Origin of the sequence: Actinosynnema sp. NPDC023587 (assembly GCF_040640215.1) — a bacterium.
In the GTDB taxonomy this organism is placed as follows: domain Bacteria; phylum Actinomycetota; class Actinomycetes; order Mycobacteriales; family Pseudonocardiaceae; genus Actinosynnema.
Window position 1 is genome coordinate 168487 of the sequence record NZ_JBFABG010000013.1, and the last position, 16248, is coordinate 184734.

The 16248-nt window shown below is 71.8% G+C and carries 14 protein-coding genes and 1 pseudogene; 8 read left to right on the top strand and 7 right to left on the bottom strand.

Annotated features, from left to right (window positions below; genetic code table 11):
* Positions 1-6: 6 nt before the first annotated feature.
* Positions 7-1119, bottom strand: coding sequence for a hypothetical protein (locus AB0G01_RS28515; protein ID WP_360951476.1), 1113 nt, complete (start codon positions 1117-1119; stop codon positions 7-9).
* 310 nt (positions 1120-1429) lie between these two features.
* On the opposite strand from AB0G01_RS28515, the gene AB0G01_RS28520 reads away from it, so the two are divergent.
* On the top strand, positions 1430-2542 hold the full coding sequence (locus AB0G01_RS28520; RefSeq protein ID WP_360951479.1) for an ice-binding family protein: 1113 nt from the start codon (positions 1430-1432) through the stop codon (positions 2540-2542).
* Between the two features lie 29 nt (positions 2543-2571).
* Here AB0G01_RS28520 and AB0G01_RS28525 read toward each other — a convergent pair whose 3' ends face one another.
* The 5 genes from AB0G01_RS28525 to AB0G01_RS28545 all read right to left on the bottom strand — a co-directional run bounded on the left by AB0G01_RS28525 (position 2572) and on the right by AB0G01_RS28545 (position 6339).
* The gene (locus AB0G01_RS28525; RefSeq protein ID WP_360951482.1) at positions 2572-3486 is read right to left on the bottom strand and encodes a LysR family transcriptional regulator; all 915 of its coding nucleotides are present in this window, start codon (positions 3484-3486) and stop codon (positions 2572-2574) included.
* Positions 3487-3570: 84 nt separating this feature from the next.
* On the bottom strand, positions 3571-3927 hold the full coding sequence (locus AB0G01_RS28530; RefSeq protein WP_360951485.1) for a RidA family protein: 357 nt from the start codon (positions 3925-3927) through the stop codon (positions 3571-3573).
* Positions 3924-4664: an SDR family oxidoreductase gene (locus tag AB0G01_RS28535; RefSeq protein ID WP_360951488.1), complete on the bottom strand. Its 741-nt coding sequence runs from the start codon at positions 4662-4664 to the stop codon at positions 3924-3926. Before AB0G01_RS28535 ends, AB0G01_RS28530 begins: the two co-directional genes overlap by 4 nt.
* Positions 4661-5398, bottom strand: coding sequence for an SDR family oxidoreductase (locus AB0G01_RS28540; protein ID WP_360951491.1), 738 nt, complete (start codon positions 5396-5398; stop codon positions 4661-4663). The genes AB0G01_RS28535 and AB0G01_RS28540 overlap by 4 nt, the downstream gene beginning before the upstream one ends.
* Positions 5395-6339 carry a M14 family metallopeptidase gene (locus tag AB0G01_RS28545; RefSeq protein WP_360951494.1) on the bottom strand — a complete coding sequence of 315 codons (945 nt, stop codon included), beginning with the start codon at positions 6337-6339 and terminating at the stop codon, positions 5395-5397. Before AB0G01_RS28545 ends, AB0G01_RS28540 begins: the two co-directional genes overlap by 4 nt.
* 252 nt (positions 6340-6591) lie before the next feature.
* Here AB0G01_RS28545 and AB0G01_RS28550 point away from each other — a divergent pair, with 252 nt between their 5' ends.
* The 7 genes and pseudogenes from AB0G01_RS28550 to AB0G01_RS28580 form a co-directional block, all read left to right on the top strand.
* Complete coding sequence (locus tag AB0G01_RS28550) at positions 6592-8298, top strand: ABC transporter family substrate-binding protein (protein WP_360951497.1); 1707 nt, start codon at positions 6592-6594, stop codon at positions 8296-8298.
* A 57-nt stretch (positions 8299-8355) separates the two neighbouring features.
* Complete coding sequence (locus AB0G01_RS28555; RefSeq protein WP_360951500.1) at positions 8356-9333, top strand: ABC transporter permease; 978 nt, start codon at positions 8356-8358, stop codon at positions 9331-9333.
* Between the two features lies 1 nt (position 9334).
* Positions 9335-10234 (top strand): ABC transporter permease, encoded by a 900-nt coding sequence (locus AB0G01_RS28560; RefSeq protein ID WP_360951628.1) that lies wholly within the window; start codon positions 9335-9337, stop codon positions 10232-10234.
* Entirely contained in the window at positions 10231-12291 is a 2061-nt protein-coding gene (locus AB0G01_RS28565) for an ABC transporter ATP-binding protein (RefSeq protein WP_360951503.1), read from the top strand. Before AB0G01_RS28560 ends, AB0G01_RS28565 begins: the two co-directional genes overlap by 4 nt.
* An 80-nt stretch (positions 12292-12371) precedes the next feature.
* Complete coding sequence (locus AB0G01_RS28570) at positions 12372-13604, top strand: aminotransferase class I/II-fold pyridoxal phosphate-dependent enzyme (protein ID WP_360951506.1); 1233 nt, start codon at positions 12372-12374, stop codon at positions 13602-13604.
* On the top strand, positions 13601-14623 hold the full coding sequence (locus tag AB0G01_RS28575; RefSeq protein ID WP_360951509.1) for a D-2-hydroxyacid dehydrogenase: 1023 nt from the start codon (positions 13601-13603) through the stop codon (positions 14621-14623). Before AB0G01_RS28570 ends, AB0G01_RS28575 begins: the two co-directional genes overlap by 4 nt.
* 115 nt (positions 14624-14738) lie before the next feature.
* A pseudogene (locus tag AB0G01_RS28580) lies at positions 14739-14942 on the top strand (hypothetical protein); the annotation flags it as partial.
* A 220-nt stretch (positions 14943-15162) separates the two neighbouring features.
* On the opposite strand, the gene AB0G01_RS28585 reads toward AB0G01_RS28580, so the two are convergent.
* On the bottom strand, positions 15163-15687 hold the full coding sequence (locus AB0G01_RS28585; protein WP_360951512.1) for a hypothetical protein: 525 nt from the start codon (positions 15685-15687) through the stop codon (positions 15163-15165).
* Positions 15688-16248 lie beyond the last annotated feature (561 nt).

A 16248-nucleotide genomic window follows, 5' to 3' on the forward strand; every position in this document is an offset into this window, starting at 1 on the left:
TCGGGGTCAGTGCCGCAGGGCTGCCACGGCATCGGCGACGTAGTGGTCGCCGAAGCGGATCAGCGGCGCGTACCGGGCCGCTCGCCGGTGGCGCATCAGGCGCAGTTCGCCCACGGCGTTGTCCGGGCCGTCGGGCGACTGGGCGATGGAGCGTTGCAGGCTCACCATGGAGTAGGCGAGGGTGACGTGCCGCTCGCTGTCGACGAGGTCGGCTTCGAGCAGCGCGTCGCGGGCCGCGGCGAGTTCCGGGTCCCGGGCGGCGAGCTGCCGGTAGGGCTCGGGCACCACCGCGAGCAGGTCCTTCATCGCCGCGCGGAAGGTCTTGTAGGCGCGGTGCTGCCGCCCGCTCAACGGGCGTTCCACCTCGGGCGGCTGCATGGTGGGGCGGACGGTCGCGGTGTAGTACTCGACGGGGATCATGCCGGCGTGGGCCATGGCCGCCGGGAAGCCCCGCACGAAGGTGGTGGCGTGGCCGAGCCTGCGCAGGGCGGAGGTCGTCGCGCCGAGGCGCAGGTGGTGCGCGGCGTCGGTCACCGCGACCGCCGCGCAGACGTTGAACAGCACGTGCACCTGGTGGCCGATGATCCACCGCGCCGTCCACCGGGCGTCCCACGACGTGTCCGCCACGGCCGGCGCGGGCGACACCGGCTCCTCGGGAGGGGAATCCGGGGCGGTGGCACCGGTCAGGTCGAGCACGGCGCGCGCCATGCCGGCGACCTCGACGGCCAGGTCGGAGCCGGACAGCGGGGCCTCGCCCAGGTCTTCCAGGCCGCGCAGCACGATCGACGCGCCGTGCAGCGCGGCCTGGTGGTCGGACAGGTCCACCTCGCGCACGCGGAAGAACGACTGGCTGGTCGACCCGGCCGGCAGGTCCTCGCCCACCACGGCCGGGCCCTGCGCGGACAGCGCCGACACCAGCCCTTCGGCGACCGCCGACGCGCGCCGCAGGGCGGCGGTGCGCTCGACCGGGCCGGCGTGCGTCGGCACCGCGCCCAACAGCGCGGCGGTCCGCTGCGCCCGGGAGCGGACGGGGAGGTCGAACTCGGGGGTGACCCCACCGGGTCGGGGGTCCCGGAACACGGCGACAGGCGGGTACCGGGCGGTCGGCGAAGCGTTCACGACGTCGAGTATTCCGGCCGGCGGCGGTGCGCAGGTCCCGCCGATCGGGTACGGAAGCCGCCGGCCCACCGCCCCGAACGAGAAACTCGTTCGGGTGGAACATCCACACCGTGGGGCGGTCGTGGGGGGTTTCGCGTGGCAACCGACCTCCCCCGCCCTTAACGTCTGCACGCGGTGGCCGAGGCCCCGGACGGGGACACGGGTCGGTCCACAGTGGACCAGCGGTCCGGCCGCCCGCCCGTGAGCGGGAGACCTCGATCGACCGTGCCCGCCGGCGGCCCGTTCGGCTGATCGACGGAAGGCGACACGGATGAACCGCACACCCGCAACGGCCGCGACCGGGGCGTCCCGGCACTCCCGGTGGGCCGCGCTGGGGGCCGTCGGCGCGGTGATGAGCGCCCTGGCGCTCTTCGGCACGGTGTCGGCCCCGCCCTCGGCGTTCGCCGTCGAGGCGCGGGTGGAGCTGGGCGGGGCGGAGAGCTTCTCGGTGCTCGGTGCCCAGTCCGTCACGAACACCGGTGCCAGCACCCTGAACCGCGACCTCGGCGTGAGCCCCGGCACCAGCATCACGGGCTTCCCGCCGGGCCTCGTCGGGGGCACCATCCACGCCAACGACGCGGTGGCCGCCCAGGCGCAGAGCGACCTGACCGTCGCCTACAACGACGCGGCCGGCCGCGCGCCGACCTCCGACGTCCCCGCCGACCTCGTCGGGCTGACGCTGGTCGGCGGCGTCTACCGGGCACCCGGGGCGGTCGAGCTGAGCGGGACGCTGACGCTCGACGGCCAGGGCGACCCGAACACGGTCTGGATCTTCCAGACGTCCTCGACCCTGATCACCGCGTCGAACAGCTCGATCAACCTCGTCAACGGTGCCCAGGCGTGCAACGTCTTCTGGCAGGTCGGCAGCTCCGCGACGCTCGGCACGGACTCGGACTTCGTCGGCACGATCATGGCGCTGACGTCGATCACGGCGAACACCGGCGCGGACGTCCAGGGCCGGGCCCTGGCGCGCAACGGCGAGGTGACGCTGGACAGCAACACGTTCACCACGGACCTGTGCGAGGTCGTCCCGACGACGACCAGCACCAGCGACACCACCAGCACCAGCGACACGACCGGCACCACGACCGACACCACCACGACCACGGCACCGACGACCCCAGGTCCGACGAGCACGGGTCCGACGAGCACGGGACCGGGCACGACCACCACGACCTCGGCCGGCAACGGCGGCGTGCCCGGCCCGGGTGCCACCCCCGGCGGCCCGAGGCCGCCGGGGCAGGTGTCGCCGTACCCCGGAGGACTCGCCGCCACGGGGAGCAGCTCCCCCGTCGGGCTGCTGATCGGGCTGGGCGTCCTGGTGTCGGCACTGGGTGCCGGGCTCATCGCGGTCACCCGCCGGCGGTCACGCCAGGGAGGCTGACGGCGTGGGCGGTCGCCGCACCCGGCCTTTCAGCCGTCGTGCTCCAGTTCCGCGCACACGGTTTCGAGCACGCCGAGGGCGGCGGCCAGGGCGGGGCGGCGGCCCGTCGGGGTGCGCCACACCCCGTAGATCCGGCGCAGGGGCGGGGCCGCCACGGGCAGCACGCGGACCGAGGGCGGGAGTGGTCCCCGGCCCATGCGGGGCACCAGGGCCAGGCCGAGGCCCGCGCCGACCAGTTCGATTTGGCTGGCGTACTCGGTGACGATGTGGGTGAACCTGTTCGGGTTCGGCGTGTGCTGGAAGGCGTTGAGCAGGAAGTCGTGCGCCACCGAGCCGGGTTCGTAGAGCCACCGGTCCCCGCGCAGCGCGTCCAGGTCCACCGACGACCTGCCGACCAGCGGGTGCTCGTGGTGGGCGAGCACGTCGGACAGGTCGTCGCCCAGGTGCCTGGCCTTGAGCCCCTCCGGCAGGGTCAGCGGGATGGCCATCCAGTCGTGCGCCACGGCCAGGTCCGCCGTGCCGCGCGCGACCAGTTCCACCGCCCGGTGCGAGTCGGCCTCGATCAGCCGCAGCTCCAGGTCCGCCCAGGTCCGCGCCAGGTGCTCGGTGGCGCGGGGCAGCACGCCGCGCGCGGCGGTGGGGAACACGGCGACGGTGAGGGTCCCGGTGACCGTCTCGCTCTGCGCCTGGAGCTCGGCGCTCATGCTCTCCAGCTCGACGATGATCCGGCTGGCGGACTCGGCCATGACGCGGCCCGCCGGGGTCAGCGTGGTCCGGCCCGCCTGGTGCTCCACGAGCTGCTGGTGCGCGTCGCGGCTCAGCCTGGCGATCTGCTGCGAGATCGCCGAGGGGGTGTAGCCGAGCGCGCTGGCGGCGGCCGTCATCGACCCGTGGACGGCGAGGGCCTCGATCGCGCGCAGCCCCGCCAGGCTCACCGTCAGCACGCCGGCGTCACCTCACTCCCGGTGTCCGATCACCCCCGCCATCCTGGCACGGCACAGCCCACGGGCAACCCCCGTCACCCGCCGTCACCGGGGCGCGACGGGGAGGTGCAGGACGGCGTCCACCTCGACCTTGACCGAGCGGAGCCCGGCCGCGACCGTCGTGCGGGCCGGTTTCCACGCGCCGAAGTGGGCGGCGCACGCCCGGTCGAACTCGGCGAAGTCGGCGAGGTCGGCCAGGTACGCGGTCACCTTGACCACGCTGGTGGGCCCGCCGCCGGCCGCCTCGACGACCGCCGCGAGGTTGCGCAGCGCCAGCGCGGTCTCGGTGGCCACGTCGGCGGGCTCGTAGGAGCCGTCGGGCAGGCGCGGCACCTGCCCGGACACGTACACGGTGTCCCCCGCGCGGACGAACGGCCGGTAGTGGCCCGCCGGCGGGATCACCGGCGGGTCACCCGGATCGCCTCGGACACCTGGAAGGCGTTGAACCGGTGGCCGGTGGCGAAGTCGGCGTCGATCCCGGCGAGGAACGCGAACGCGGGCGCGAGCCGCGCCGGCGGCACGATCCCGATCCGCATCTCCTCGGTGTAGTGGGAGTCGGACATGGGCGTGTCGATCGGTCGCCCGGTCGACATCGTGTTCACCGCCACGTTGTGCTCGCGGCCCTCCAGCGCGAGCACCTTCATCAGGCCCTCCTGCGCGTGCTTGCCGGGCGTGTACGCGGTCTCCTTGACGAACCCGGACAGCGCGGAGCCGGAGGACAGGAACACGATGCTCCCGTCCCGCGCGGCGACCATGTGCGGCCACACGGTCTTGGTGAGCACGTAGGCCGCGCCGAGGATGATGTCCACCTCGCGCCGCCAGTCCTCGAAGGTGACGTCCAGCATGGACACCTCCTTGAGCACGGCGGCGTTGTGGATCAGCGCCCGGGGCGGGCCGTAGTGCGCCAGCGCCGCCTCCGTCGCCGACCGGGTCGCCGCCGGGTCGGCCAGGTCGACCTCCAGGGGCAGCACGTCCGCGCCCGCGTCGCGCAGCTCCCCGGTCAGCGCGGCCAGCTTGCCGCCCTGCACGTCCAGCAGCGCCACGCGCATCCCGGCGGCGACGAGTTCGCGGGCGATCTCCCGGCCGAGCCCTTCGGCGGCCCCGGTCAGGAAAGCCACCTTGCCGTCGACGTCGATCACGCGGACACCCCTTCCCGGGTCACCCGGATGGCCTCGGACACCTGGAAGGCGTTGAACCGGTGGCCGGTGGCGAAGTCGGCGTCGATCCCCGCCAGGAACGCGAACGCGGGCGCGAGCCGCGCCGGCGGCACCATCACCGCGCGCATGGCGTCGGAGTAGGTGTAGGCCAGCGGGCCGTCGATCGGCGCGCCGGTGGTGATGCTGTTGACCGCGACGCCGTGGTCGCGGCCCTCCAGGGCGAGCACCTTCATCAGCCCTTCCTGGCCGTGCTTGCCCGCCACGTAGGCGGCCTCGTTCGCGAACCCGGACAGCGCCGAGCCCGACGAGACGAACACGATGCTGCCGTCGCGCGCCGCGACCATGCCCGGCCACACGGCCTTCGACAGCACGAACGCGCTTTGCAGGATGCTGTCCGCTTCGGCGCGGAAGGCCGGCACGTCGAGCTCCAGCACGGACGTCTCGCGGAAGACGGCCGAGTTGTGCACGAACAGCCGGGGCGTGCCGAAGCGCTCCAGGGCCTGTTCGGCCGTGGCGCGCAGCGCGTGCGCGTCGGTGAAGTCGGTGACGAACGCGTGCACGGAGGGCAGTTCGTCGGCCAGCGCGCGCACGGCGTCGGCCTGGTCGCACAGCACCGCGACGGTCATGCCGGCGGCGGCGAGTTCGCGGGCGACGGCGTGGCCGAGGTCTTCGGCGTTGCCGGCGACGAGGGCGAAGCGGCCGGTGGGGTCGATCATCGTGCGGACTCCTCAACGATCTCGGCGACGAGGGCGACGACCTGGCCGGGTGACTCGATCCGGGCCAGGGTGGGGCGCAGCAGCGCGAGCGCGGTGCGCGGGAACGGGGCGCGGTAGGTCTCCAGCACTTCGCTGGTCACGGGGTCGAGCAGGTGGCCGACGACGGTGTCCCGCGCGACCACCGTGCCGAGCGCGGCCTCCCGCAGGACGGGCTGGTAGATGCCTGGCCGGGAGGTCGACAGCGGCACCTTGCCGGTGGCCACGGTGCCCGGTTCGTCGGGCAGGTCGGCTTCGGTCAGCACGCCGGCCTTGCCCAGCGCCCGGCGCAGCCCGCGGGTGACGGCGGCGGCGCGGTCCTCCTCGAACTCGCCGCGCCCGCCCATCTCGATCCACACGGCGACCGCGCCCTGCGCGCGGGCGTGCCCGGTGAGGCTGGAGGCGCGGTCGGGGCCGTCGAGGATCAGCGGGGTGCCCATCCACTCGGCGACGTGCTCGCTGCCAGGGAACCGGTAGGTGAAGCAGTTGATGTTCCAGCTACCGCCGCCGTGCACGTCCAGCACCACGTCCGTGCCGTCGACCGCGTGCTCCGCCAGCACGGCGGCCACCCGCTGGGTGTGGGAGCCCCGCGCGTCGCCGGGGAAGCAGTTGTTGAGGTCGAGCAGGTCCAGGTGGGTCTGGCGGGCGTCGGCCTCGGTGGCGAGCGGGTGCGCGACGGGCACCACCCGCAGCGTGCCGACCAGTTCCTCCCGTCGCACGCCGGCCAGCAGCCGGTTGACCGCGAGCGTGCCCCAGGGCCCCTCGTCCCCGTGCACGCTCGCCACGAGCAGCCCCACCGGACCGCCCTCGCCCACGGTCCCGATCCGCACGTCGACGGAGCCGTAGGCCAGTGACGAGGCGACCGGGTGATCGGTCCACTGGATCGTTTCGGCGAGTGTCGGCATATTCGCTCCCTGTCGTCCGGCGCACTCCAGCATTCGGTGCGCGAATTCTGCGCAGACCCGCGCACGGAACACAAGACAGAGTTGCCGTACGGCGACGATTACCTTTACTTAATGCCGTCCACGCAGCTCAAGGGGTCTTTAGCAAGGATTAAAGGGGGGTTTCACCGATTGTTGCTTGCTACTTCCGGCGGCCCACCTGTTCACTCTGGTAACCGCGTCGGGGCCCACCGTCGAGAAGTTGTGGAGCAACGCATGAATCGTCGAACGATGTCCGGCGTGCTCGCCGTCGCCTTGGCGGTGACCGCCTGTTCCGCCGGTCCGCCGAGCGGCGGCGACACGTCCAACCTGGTGCGCGGCGAGGCCAACTCGGTCAACGCCGGCACCGCGAAGCAGGGCGGGACGATCACCTACGTCCTGGAGCGCAACATCCTGAACTGGAACCCGCTGGGCGCGGACATCGGTGTCGCCACCCAGTTGGTCGCCGACGTCTACGACCCCGGCGCGTTCGTCAGCCTGCCCGACCTCAAGACCATCGAGCTCAACGACGACCTGCTGGTCAGCGCCGAGCAGACCAGCGAGTCGCCGCAGACCCTGGTCTACCGGATCAACCCCGCCGCCGTGTGGAACGACGGGACGCCGATCACGGCGGCCGACTTCGACTACGTGCGGCGGGCGTCGGACCCGCGCACGTGCCCGACGTGCGAGGTCGCCTCCACGATGGGTTACGAGAACATGGCCTCGCTGACCGGCACCGACGACGGGCGCACCGTCACGGTGGTGTTCGACAAGCCCTACGGCGACTGGAAGTCGCTCTTCGGGCCGATCCTGCCCGCGCACGTCGCTCGCAAGCTCGGCGACGACGGCACCCCGGAGGGCCTGGCCAAGTCGTTCAACGAGGGGTTCCGCTACCAGGACTCGTTCCCCGACTGGTCCGGCGGCCCGTTCATGTTCGCCTCCTGGGAGACCAACCAGGCCGCGACGCTGGTGCCCAACCCGAAGTGGTGGGGCAAGCCGGTCACGCTGGAGCGGCTGGTGTTCCGGGTCGTCACCGACACCTCGCAGGAGGTGCCGGCGTTGCAGAACGACGAGGTCCAGATCATCAACCCGGACCCCCAGGTCGACCTGCTGCGCAACGTGCAGGCGCTGGGCGACGTGAAGTACCAGCTCGTGCAGGGGCTGCGCAAGCAGATGGTGCTGCCCAACCTCAACAACCCGTCCATGCAGGACCCGGTGCTGCGCAGGGCGTTGTTCACCGCCGTGGACGTGGAGCAGACCATCGGGAAGACCGTCGGCCAGTTCTCCTCCGACGCCACCCCGCTGCGCAACCGGATCTACGTCCCGCAGCAGCCCGGCTACCAGGACAACCTCGGCACGCTGGGCACCGGCGACCTCGCCAAGGCGACGTCCATCCTCACCGACGCCGGCTACCGGATCGAGGACGGCAAGCTCATCGACCCGCGGGGCACGCCGGTGCCGACGCTGACCATGCGCTACATCCAGAACAACCAGGTGCTCCAGACGGTGTGCCAGTTGTTCGCCGACACGGCCAAGAAGCTCGGCGTGACGGTGGACGTGCAGACCACCGACTCGATCGGCGCGACCGTGACCCACCAGGCGGGCAAGGACTTCGACCTGTTCGCGATGGGCTGGATCGGGCAGACGTTCGTGGCCTCCCAGTACTCCCAGGCGTTCAAGACCAAGGCGGGGCTCAACTTCGGCGGCTACTCCAACCCCGTCGTGGACGACCTGCTCGCCAAGGCGCTCGGTGCCACCGACGAGTCGAAGGTGGCCGAGTACCTCAACGGGGTGGACGCGCAGCTCACCGAGGACGCCTACATCCTGCCGCTCTACCAGGTGCCGGACCTGCTGGCCTACAAGGCGAACCTGGTCAACGTCCGGGCCAACGGCACCTACTACGGGCCGCCCTACAACGCCGGCGAGTGGGGCATCGCCGAGTGACGGGCCGCGCGGCGCGGGGCCCCGGTCCCGCGCCGCGCCAGGGGAAGGCAGGCAGCGATGTTGGTTTACGTGCTGCGGCGGTTGCTGCACATGGTCCCGATCGTGCTGGTCGGTTCGTTCGTCACGTTCGTTATGGTCAGCGCGTCGGGTGACCCGCTGGGCGACCTGAAGGCCAAGCAGCCGCCGGTGTCGCAGGCGGTGCTGGACGCCGAGGCGCACCGGATGCGGCTCGACCAGCCGCTGCTGGAGCGCTACTGGCACTGGCTGTCGGGGATACCGGCGGGCGACTGGGGTCCGTCGGTCAAGCGGATCGACATCGGCGCGGAGATCTGGCCGAGGTTGTTGGTGTCGGCGCGGCTGGTCGCGCTGGCCGTGCTGGTGGCCCTGCTGCTCGCGCTGGTGGTCGGCGTGGTCAGCGCGGTCAAGCGGTACTCCGCGGTGGACTACGTCTTCTCCGCCGTCGGGTTCCTGCTGCTGTCGATGCCGGCGTTCTGGTTCGCGGTCCTGTTGAAGCAGCAGGCGATCGAGGTCAACCAGGCCACCGGGACCACGCTGGTCTACACCGTGGGCGACGCGTCGATCCCGCCGCCGGCGGGGTTCTGGCCGACCGTGCTCGACGTGCTGGGCCACATCGTGCTCCCGACGATCGTGCTCGCCATGACCTCGTTCGCGCCGTGGAGCCGGTTCGTGCGGTCGTCGATGATCGAGGTGCAGCAGAGCGACTACGTGCGGCTGGCCCGCGCCAAGGGGATCAAGCGGCGCACGGTCCTGCTGCGCCACGCGCTGCGCACCGCGCTGGTGCCGCTGACCACGGTCGTGGCGCTGGACCTGGCCGTGCTGTTCTCCGGCGCGGTGATCACCGAGACCGTGTTCCAGTGGCGCGGCATGGGCTCGTTCCTGCTGTCCTCGGTGCGGGACAAGGACATCTACGCCGTGATGGCCTGGCTGCTGCTGGTTTCGGTGATCGTCGTGGTGTTCAACCTCGTCGCCGACCTGCTCTACGCCGTGCTGGACAGGAGGGTCCGCCTTGGTTGAGATCGTGCAGACGCCCGTCGGACCGGACGGCGACGCCCCGGTCGCGACACCCCGGTGGCGGCTGGTGGTGCGCCGGTTCCTGCGCCACCGGCTCGCGACGATCAGCCTGGTCGTGTTCGTGCTGCTGGTGCTCCTGGCCTTCGTGGGCGGCGAGCTGTGGCACTACCGCTACGACGTGTTCACCCCCGACAACTCGCAGCCGCCGTCGGCCGAGCACCCGTTCGGCACCGACGCCACCGGCTACGACCTGCTGGCCCAGGTGCTGCGCGGCACGCAGCGGTCGATCGAGATCGCGCTGTTCGTGGCGGCGGTCTCCGGCGTGTTCGGCAGCGTGTGGGGTGCGGTCGCCGGGCTGCACGGCGGCAAGGTCGACACGCTGATGATGCGCGTCGCCGACCTGGTGCTGATCTTCCCCGCCATCGCGGTGGCCGCCGTGCTGGCCAACAACGTCGGCGCGACCAGCCAGGGCTGGCTGCTGATCGGGCTGGTGCTCGCCGCCCTCACCTGGCCGTACGTGGCACGCCTGGTGCGCGGGCTGGTGCTGTCGCTGCGCGAGCGGGAGTTCATCGCCGCCGCGCGCACCTTCGGCGCGGGCTCGTGGCGGATCATCTTCCGGCACGTGCTGCCCAACGCGATGGGCACCATCATCGTCGCGGTGACGATCATCGTCGCGGTCGCGATCCTGGCCGAGACGGCGCTGTCGTTCATCGGCTTCGGCGTGCGCCCGCCGGACACCTCGCTGGGCCTGCTGGTCAGCCAGAACCAGACCGCGGTGTCCACCCGGCCGTGGCTGTTCTACTTCCCCGGGCTGTTCATCGTGGTCATCGCCCTGTGCGTGAACTTCATCGGCGACGGGCTGCGCGACGCCTTCGACAACACCAGGTCACGGAGCAGGCGATGACGACAGCGACCACCGCGCCGGTGCTCGGCATCCGCGACCTCACCGTGGCCTTCCCCGACGAGCAGGGGCAGGTGACCGCCGTGCGGGGCGTGTCCTGGTCGCTGCGGGCCGGCGAGGTGCTGGGCGTGGTCGGCGAGTCCGGGTGCGGCAAGTCCGCGACCGCGCTCGCCGTGATGGGCCTGCTGCCGCCCGGCGCGCGGGTCGGCGGGTCGGTCCGGTTCCGCGAGCGGGAGCTGGTGGGGCTGGACGACGACGAGATGACCTCGGTGCGCGGCCGGTCGGTCGCGATGGTGTTCCAGGACCCGCTGTCCGCGCTGAACCCGGTGTACTCGGTGGGCTTCCAGGTCGCCGAGGCGGTGCGGGCGCACCACCCGCGACTGGGCCGCGAGGAGGCCACCGAGCGCGCGATCGCCCTGCTGGAGCTGGTCGGCATCCCCAACGCGCGGGACCGGGTCGCGGACTACCCCCACGAGTTCTCCGGCGGGATGCGGCAGCGCGTGGTCATCGCGATCGCGATGGCCGACGACCCGGACGTGATCATCGCCGACGAGCCGACCACCGCGCTCGACGTGACGATCCAGGCCCAGGTGCTCGACGCGCTGCGCACCGCCCGCGAGCAGACCGGTGCCGCGACCGTGCTGATCACCCACGACCTCGGGGTGGTGGCCGGGCAGGCGGACCGGGTGGTCGTGATGTACGCGGGCAAGGTGGTGGAGTCCGGCACGGTGGAGGAGGTCTTCTACTCGCCGCGGATGCCCTACACGCTCGGGCTGCTGGGCAGCCTGCCCCGGCTCGACGGCCGGGAGGACGCGCGGCTGACCCCCATCGCCGGCACCCCTCCCCCGCTGGACCGGCCGATCACCGGGTGCGCGTTCGCGCCGAGGTGCCCGCTGGCCCGCGAGCTCTGCCGCACCGAGGAGCCGCCGCTGGCGTCGGTGGACGGCGAGCACCTGGCCGCGTGCCACTTCAGCGCGGAGCTGGTCGGCAAGCGGCCCCAGGACGTGTTCCCGCCGCGTGCCGCGCCCGCCGTGGACGCCCTGGTGGGCGCTGGAGCGGCCGTCGGGGTGGACGCTGAAGTGGGCGCTGAGGCGGTGACGCCGATCGTCACCGCGAGCGGTCTGGTCAAGCACTACCGGGTGCGCGGCACGGGGCTGCTGCGCCGCGACCGGGGCGAGCTGCACGCGGTGTGCGACGTGTCGTTCGAGCTGTCGGCGGGCGAGACGCTCGGGCTGGTCGGCGAGTCCGGCTCGGGCAAGTCGACCATCGCGAAGCTGCTGATGTCGCTGGAGCGGCCGACCGGCGGCGAGGTGCTGCTCGACGGCCGACCGCTCGCGCCGCGCCGGCACGCCCGGGACCTCCAGATCGTGTTCCAGGACCCGATGAACTCGCTCGACCCCCGGATGACGGCGGCCGACCTCGTCGCGGAACCGCTGCGCATCAACGGCGTCGGCCGCCGCGAGGCCCGGACCCGGGCGCTGGAGCTGCTGCGCTCGGTCGGGTTGTCCGGTGCGCGGTCCGAGCGCTACCCGCACGAGTTCTCCGGCGGTCAGCGCCAGCGCATCGGCATCGCCCGCGCCCTGGCGCTGCGGCCCCGCGTGCTGGTGCTCGACGAACCGGTGTCCGCGCTGGACGTGTCGGTGCAGGCCGACGTGATCAACCTCCTGGAGGACCTCCAGGACTCGTTGGGCCTGGCGTACCTGTTCATCGCGCACGACCTGTCGGTGGTGCGGCACATCGCCGACCGGGTGGCCGTGCTCTACCTCGGCCGGGTGGTGGAGACCGGGGACCGCGACGCGGTGTTCGACCACCCCCGCCACCCCTACACGCGGGCGCTGGTCTCGGCCGTGCCGCTGCCCGACCCGCGCAAGGAGCGGGCCCGCGAGCGGATCGTGCTGACCGGCGACGTGCCCAGCCCGGTCGACCCGCCGTCGGGGTGCCGGTTCCGCACCCGGTGCCCGCTCTACCTCGGCGGGTTGACCGACGAGCAACGCGCCCGCTGCGCCGGCGAGACCCCCGCGCTGCTGGGCGGCGTGGCGTGCCACTGGACCCGGCGGTGAGCGGCCGGGTCGCGCCGGACCACCGGGTCGTCCGTCCTGACAGGCTCGACGTGAAGCAGACAGCAGAGGGAGACACCGACATGGCGGCAAGCCGTCACCCCGTCGAATCGCGGCGGGTGCTGCGCACGCACCTCCCGGAGCGTGCGGACACGCTGGGCACGTCCGTGCGGGAGGCGGACCTGGAACTGCGGTTGGACGGTGCCGGGCACGGCCTGCTGGACACCACGCACTTCGACACGGTCCGCTTCCCGCCGCCGCCGTGGGCGCTGGCCGCGTTCGCCGCCGCCGCCGACAACGGCGAACTGGCCTACACCGGGTACCGGGGCAACGCCGACGTGCGGGCGGCGTGCGCGCGGTCGGTGTCGGGCCTGCTGGGCGTCGACATCGACCCGGACCGCGAGATCGTGATCACCACCGGCACCCAGGGCGGCCTGTTCGCCACGCTGAGCGCCCTGGTCGACTCCGGGGACGTGGTGGCGCTGGCCGACCCCGAATACCTGTTCGTGGAGCGGATGTTGCGGTTCCTGGGCGCGCGGGTGGTGCGCGTGGGCATGGTCGAGGACCCCGCCGGGCCGCAACTGGACCTGACCGCGCTGGAGGAGGCGGTGGTGCGCGAGGGCGTCACGCTCGTGCTCACCTCGAACCCGAACAACCCCACCGGGACCGTCTACACACCCGGGACCGTGCGCGGGCTGGCCGAGCTCGCCGTGCGGCACGACCTCCTGGTGGTCGTCGACGAGCTGTACTGCCGGCTGGTCTACGACGAGACCCCGTTCACGCACCTCGCGGCGCAGCCGGGGATGGCGCGGCGGACGGTGACCCTGCTCGGCGGGTCGAAGACCGAGTCGCTCAGCGGCTACCGCGTCGGCGTCGCGGTGGGCCCGGCCGAGGTGGTGGACGCGATCGAGCAGGTCATGGCGATGACGTGCCTGCGCGCGCCCGCCTACTCGCAACACGTGCTGACCCGGTGGCTGGTCGACGACGTGGAGTTCGTGCGCACCCGCGTAGCGGAGCTGCGGGCGTTGCGGGAGCTGACCGTCGAGCGGTTGCGCCGGGTCGACGGGCTGGTCGTGCGGCCGGGGGCGGGCACCGCCTACCTTTGGCCGGACGTGTCGGCACTGGGATTGGACGACGTGGAGGTGGCGAAGGTGTTGCAGCGCCGGGCCGGGGTGGTCGTCAGCCCCGGCTACCAGTTCGGGCCGTCGGGCCGAGGTCGGTTCCGGGTGTGCTACGCCCGGGAGGAGACCGGGTGGTCCGCCGCGTTGGACCGCGTCGTGGCCGCGCTCGACCAGGCCGGGGCGGTGGCCCCGTGACCCGGGTGGTGATCTGCTCGCCGCTGGAGCCCGAGCTGGTGGCGCGCATCGCGGCGGTGGACCCGCGCGTCGAGGTGCTCCACGAACCCGAACTGCTGCCCGTGCCGCGTTACGCGGGCGACCACGTGGGCGTGCTGCCGGAGTTGACCGAGGCCCAGCGGCGGCGGTGGTTCGACCTCACCTCCTCGGCCGAGGTGGCGTTCGACTTCGACCGGCGCGCGCCCGCCGACGTCAACGAGAACTTCCCGCTGCTGCGGTGGGTGCAGGGCACCAGCGCGGGCCTGGGCAGGCTCACCGACCGGTTCCCGCTGGACCTGTCGAAGGTCGCGGTGACCACCGCCGCCGGGGTGCACGCGGTGCCGCTGGCCGAGTTCGTGCTCACCGGGCTGCTGCACTTCGTCAAGGACGTGCCGCAGCTCAAGGCGTGGCAGGCCGAGCACCGCTGGACCCGCTACACCAGCCGCACGCTGTCCGGGCAGCGCGTGCTGGTCGTCGGGCTGGGTGCCGTCGGCCGGCACACCGCCACCGTGCTGGCCGGGCTCGGCGTCGAGGTCGTCGGCGCGGTCCGGCCGGGCGGCACGTCCGGCGCGCCCGGGGTGTCCGACGTGGTGGAGTTCGACGCGATCGGGTCGTTGCTGCCGAGCGTGGACGCGGTCGTGCTGGCGTGCCCGCTGACGCCGCAGACCGAGGGCTTGCTGGGCGCGGCGGAACTGGCCGCGCTCAAGCCGCACGCCGTGGTGGTGAACATCGCGCGCGGCCAGGTGGTGGACGAGGTCGCACTGGCCGAGGCGCTGTCCACCGGCGCGCTGCGCGGTGCGGTGCTCGACGTCGCCTCGGTCGAACCGCTGCCCGACGACTCGCCGCTGTGGGACCTGCCGAACGTGGTCGTGTCACCGCACTCGGCGTCCACGGTGGCCAACGAGAACGCCCTGATCACCGACATCTTCTGCGACAACCTGCGGCGGTGGCTCGACGGCACACCCCTGCGCAACCGCTACCGGCCCGAACTGGGCTACTGATCGTTGCGGGTCATGACGTTGGTGACGACTGGTAGGGCCTGAGACGGAGGACGGGTCTTTCGGCGGCAGGATGAGAAGTGCGACCAACACATCCGCCGAGCAGAAAGACCCGTCCGTGCTCTGCCGTGACGCCCCGCTGTCCGTTGAAGGTCGCCGCCGCCTGGTCCGGCGCTGCCGGGTTGTGCGGATCGAGCGGCTGCGTCGGGACCGCAAGCGGTCGGCCCGCCGCATCACCCTGGAGCTGACGGCCGAGGCACGGCCGTATCGGTGCACGGTCGACCGACACCTGGCTCACCTCAGGCTCGACCGTCGTCGGTACGCGGCCATCCCCGAGGACTGGCCTTTGACCCCCGGCCGAGAACGACGTATCAGTACGTGATTCGTCGCGCCGCCCCGACGAGCACCCGATCTTCCGCTGATCACAAAACCGAGGCTCTTGCGACCGTTATTCGCTCCAGTGGCGACCGGCTCGCGCACGGGCACGGCGGTGCGCGAGCCGGTCACATCCAGGTCGGCCGAACGGTGCGGCTGAACGTAGATCACATGTAACACTTCTCGACGGGCAGTTCGACCTGAGGCCAGATCAGGCAGTCGTCCTTACCCGTACTCCGGTAGACTTTCCACACAGAGCCGATGTCGTGATTTTTCTTCAACTCCACGAGTTCCACCGTCATCCACACACCTTTCGGGTCGTACTTATCGCCGAGCACGACACGCGCCTTTCCTCGCGCTCCTTCGGCGAAGTACCCGGAGTACTCCCTCCAACCTGGGTCGGTCTGCGGCGGAGGGATGTGCTCGTGATCCAACTTCGAGTTGAGCGTGTAGCCCTTGTAGTAATTTGCCCACGTGTTCGCGACAGCCCCGGCCCTTACCCCGTCGTTGAAGTATCCGGAGTAGAACCAAGCCTGGTCCTTGTCGGTCTTCAGCTTGTCCTTGACGTCGTTGAGTTGCGCTTCCCGGGAAGGCGGGCCCGGGAGCGGCTCGGCGAGAGCCGTCGGCACCCCCGCGAAGAACAAGATCAAGACGGTCAGTGCTACGCGAATTCTCATGACCAGAATCGTCACAGCGACTCCCGGTGATCGCCGTGCCGATCACTCCGCAGTGCCGTCGAGTCACCCGACCGAGACCAGCCAGATCCCCACCGACGACAAGTCTGGAGACATCGACCACGTGCGTTGCGAAGCAGAACATGATTTACCCGCCGCCATCCCGCTGCCGACATCCCGGGGGACCGTTCCTCCTGACGGGAAGCGACAACCAATCTTCAGAGTGGCTCCGCAACGCAGAGTGAGCAAGAGCTCCGAACTCGATCACCTATGCCGAAATTGGCCAGGGGCGGGTTCCACACGAAATCGGCGAATTACTCCAGCCGCACTTGGTGACCGACGGGATGCGGCGGTTGCCCGACGCCGCGACGCGAGCGTCGACGGGTCCGTGGCGATGTGCGTGCCTGCACCGGGTCGGGAACTGCCGGTCGAGTCGGGAATTGCCGGTCGGATGTGTTTCTTTCCCGTTCGACAACGAAAGGCCGCACCCTGGTCAACCCACCTGGGCCGTGAACCTCCGACTGCCGCGCGGTCTGCTCACCGACGACACCCCCGACCTTCGAGACCGCGCCGGCACGT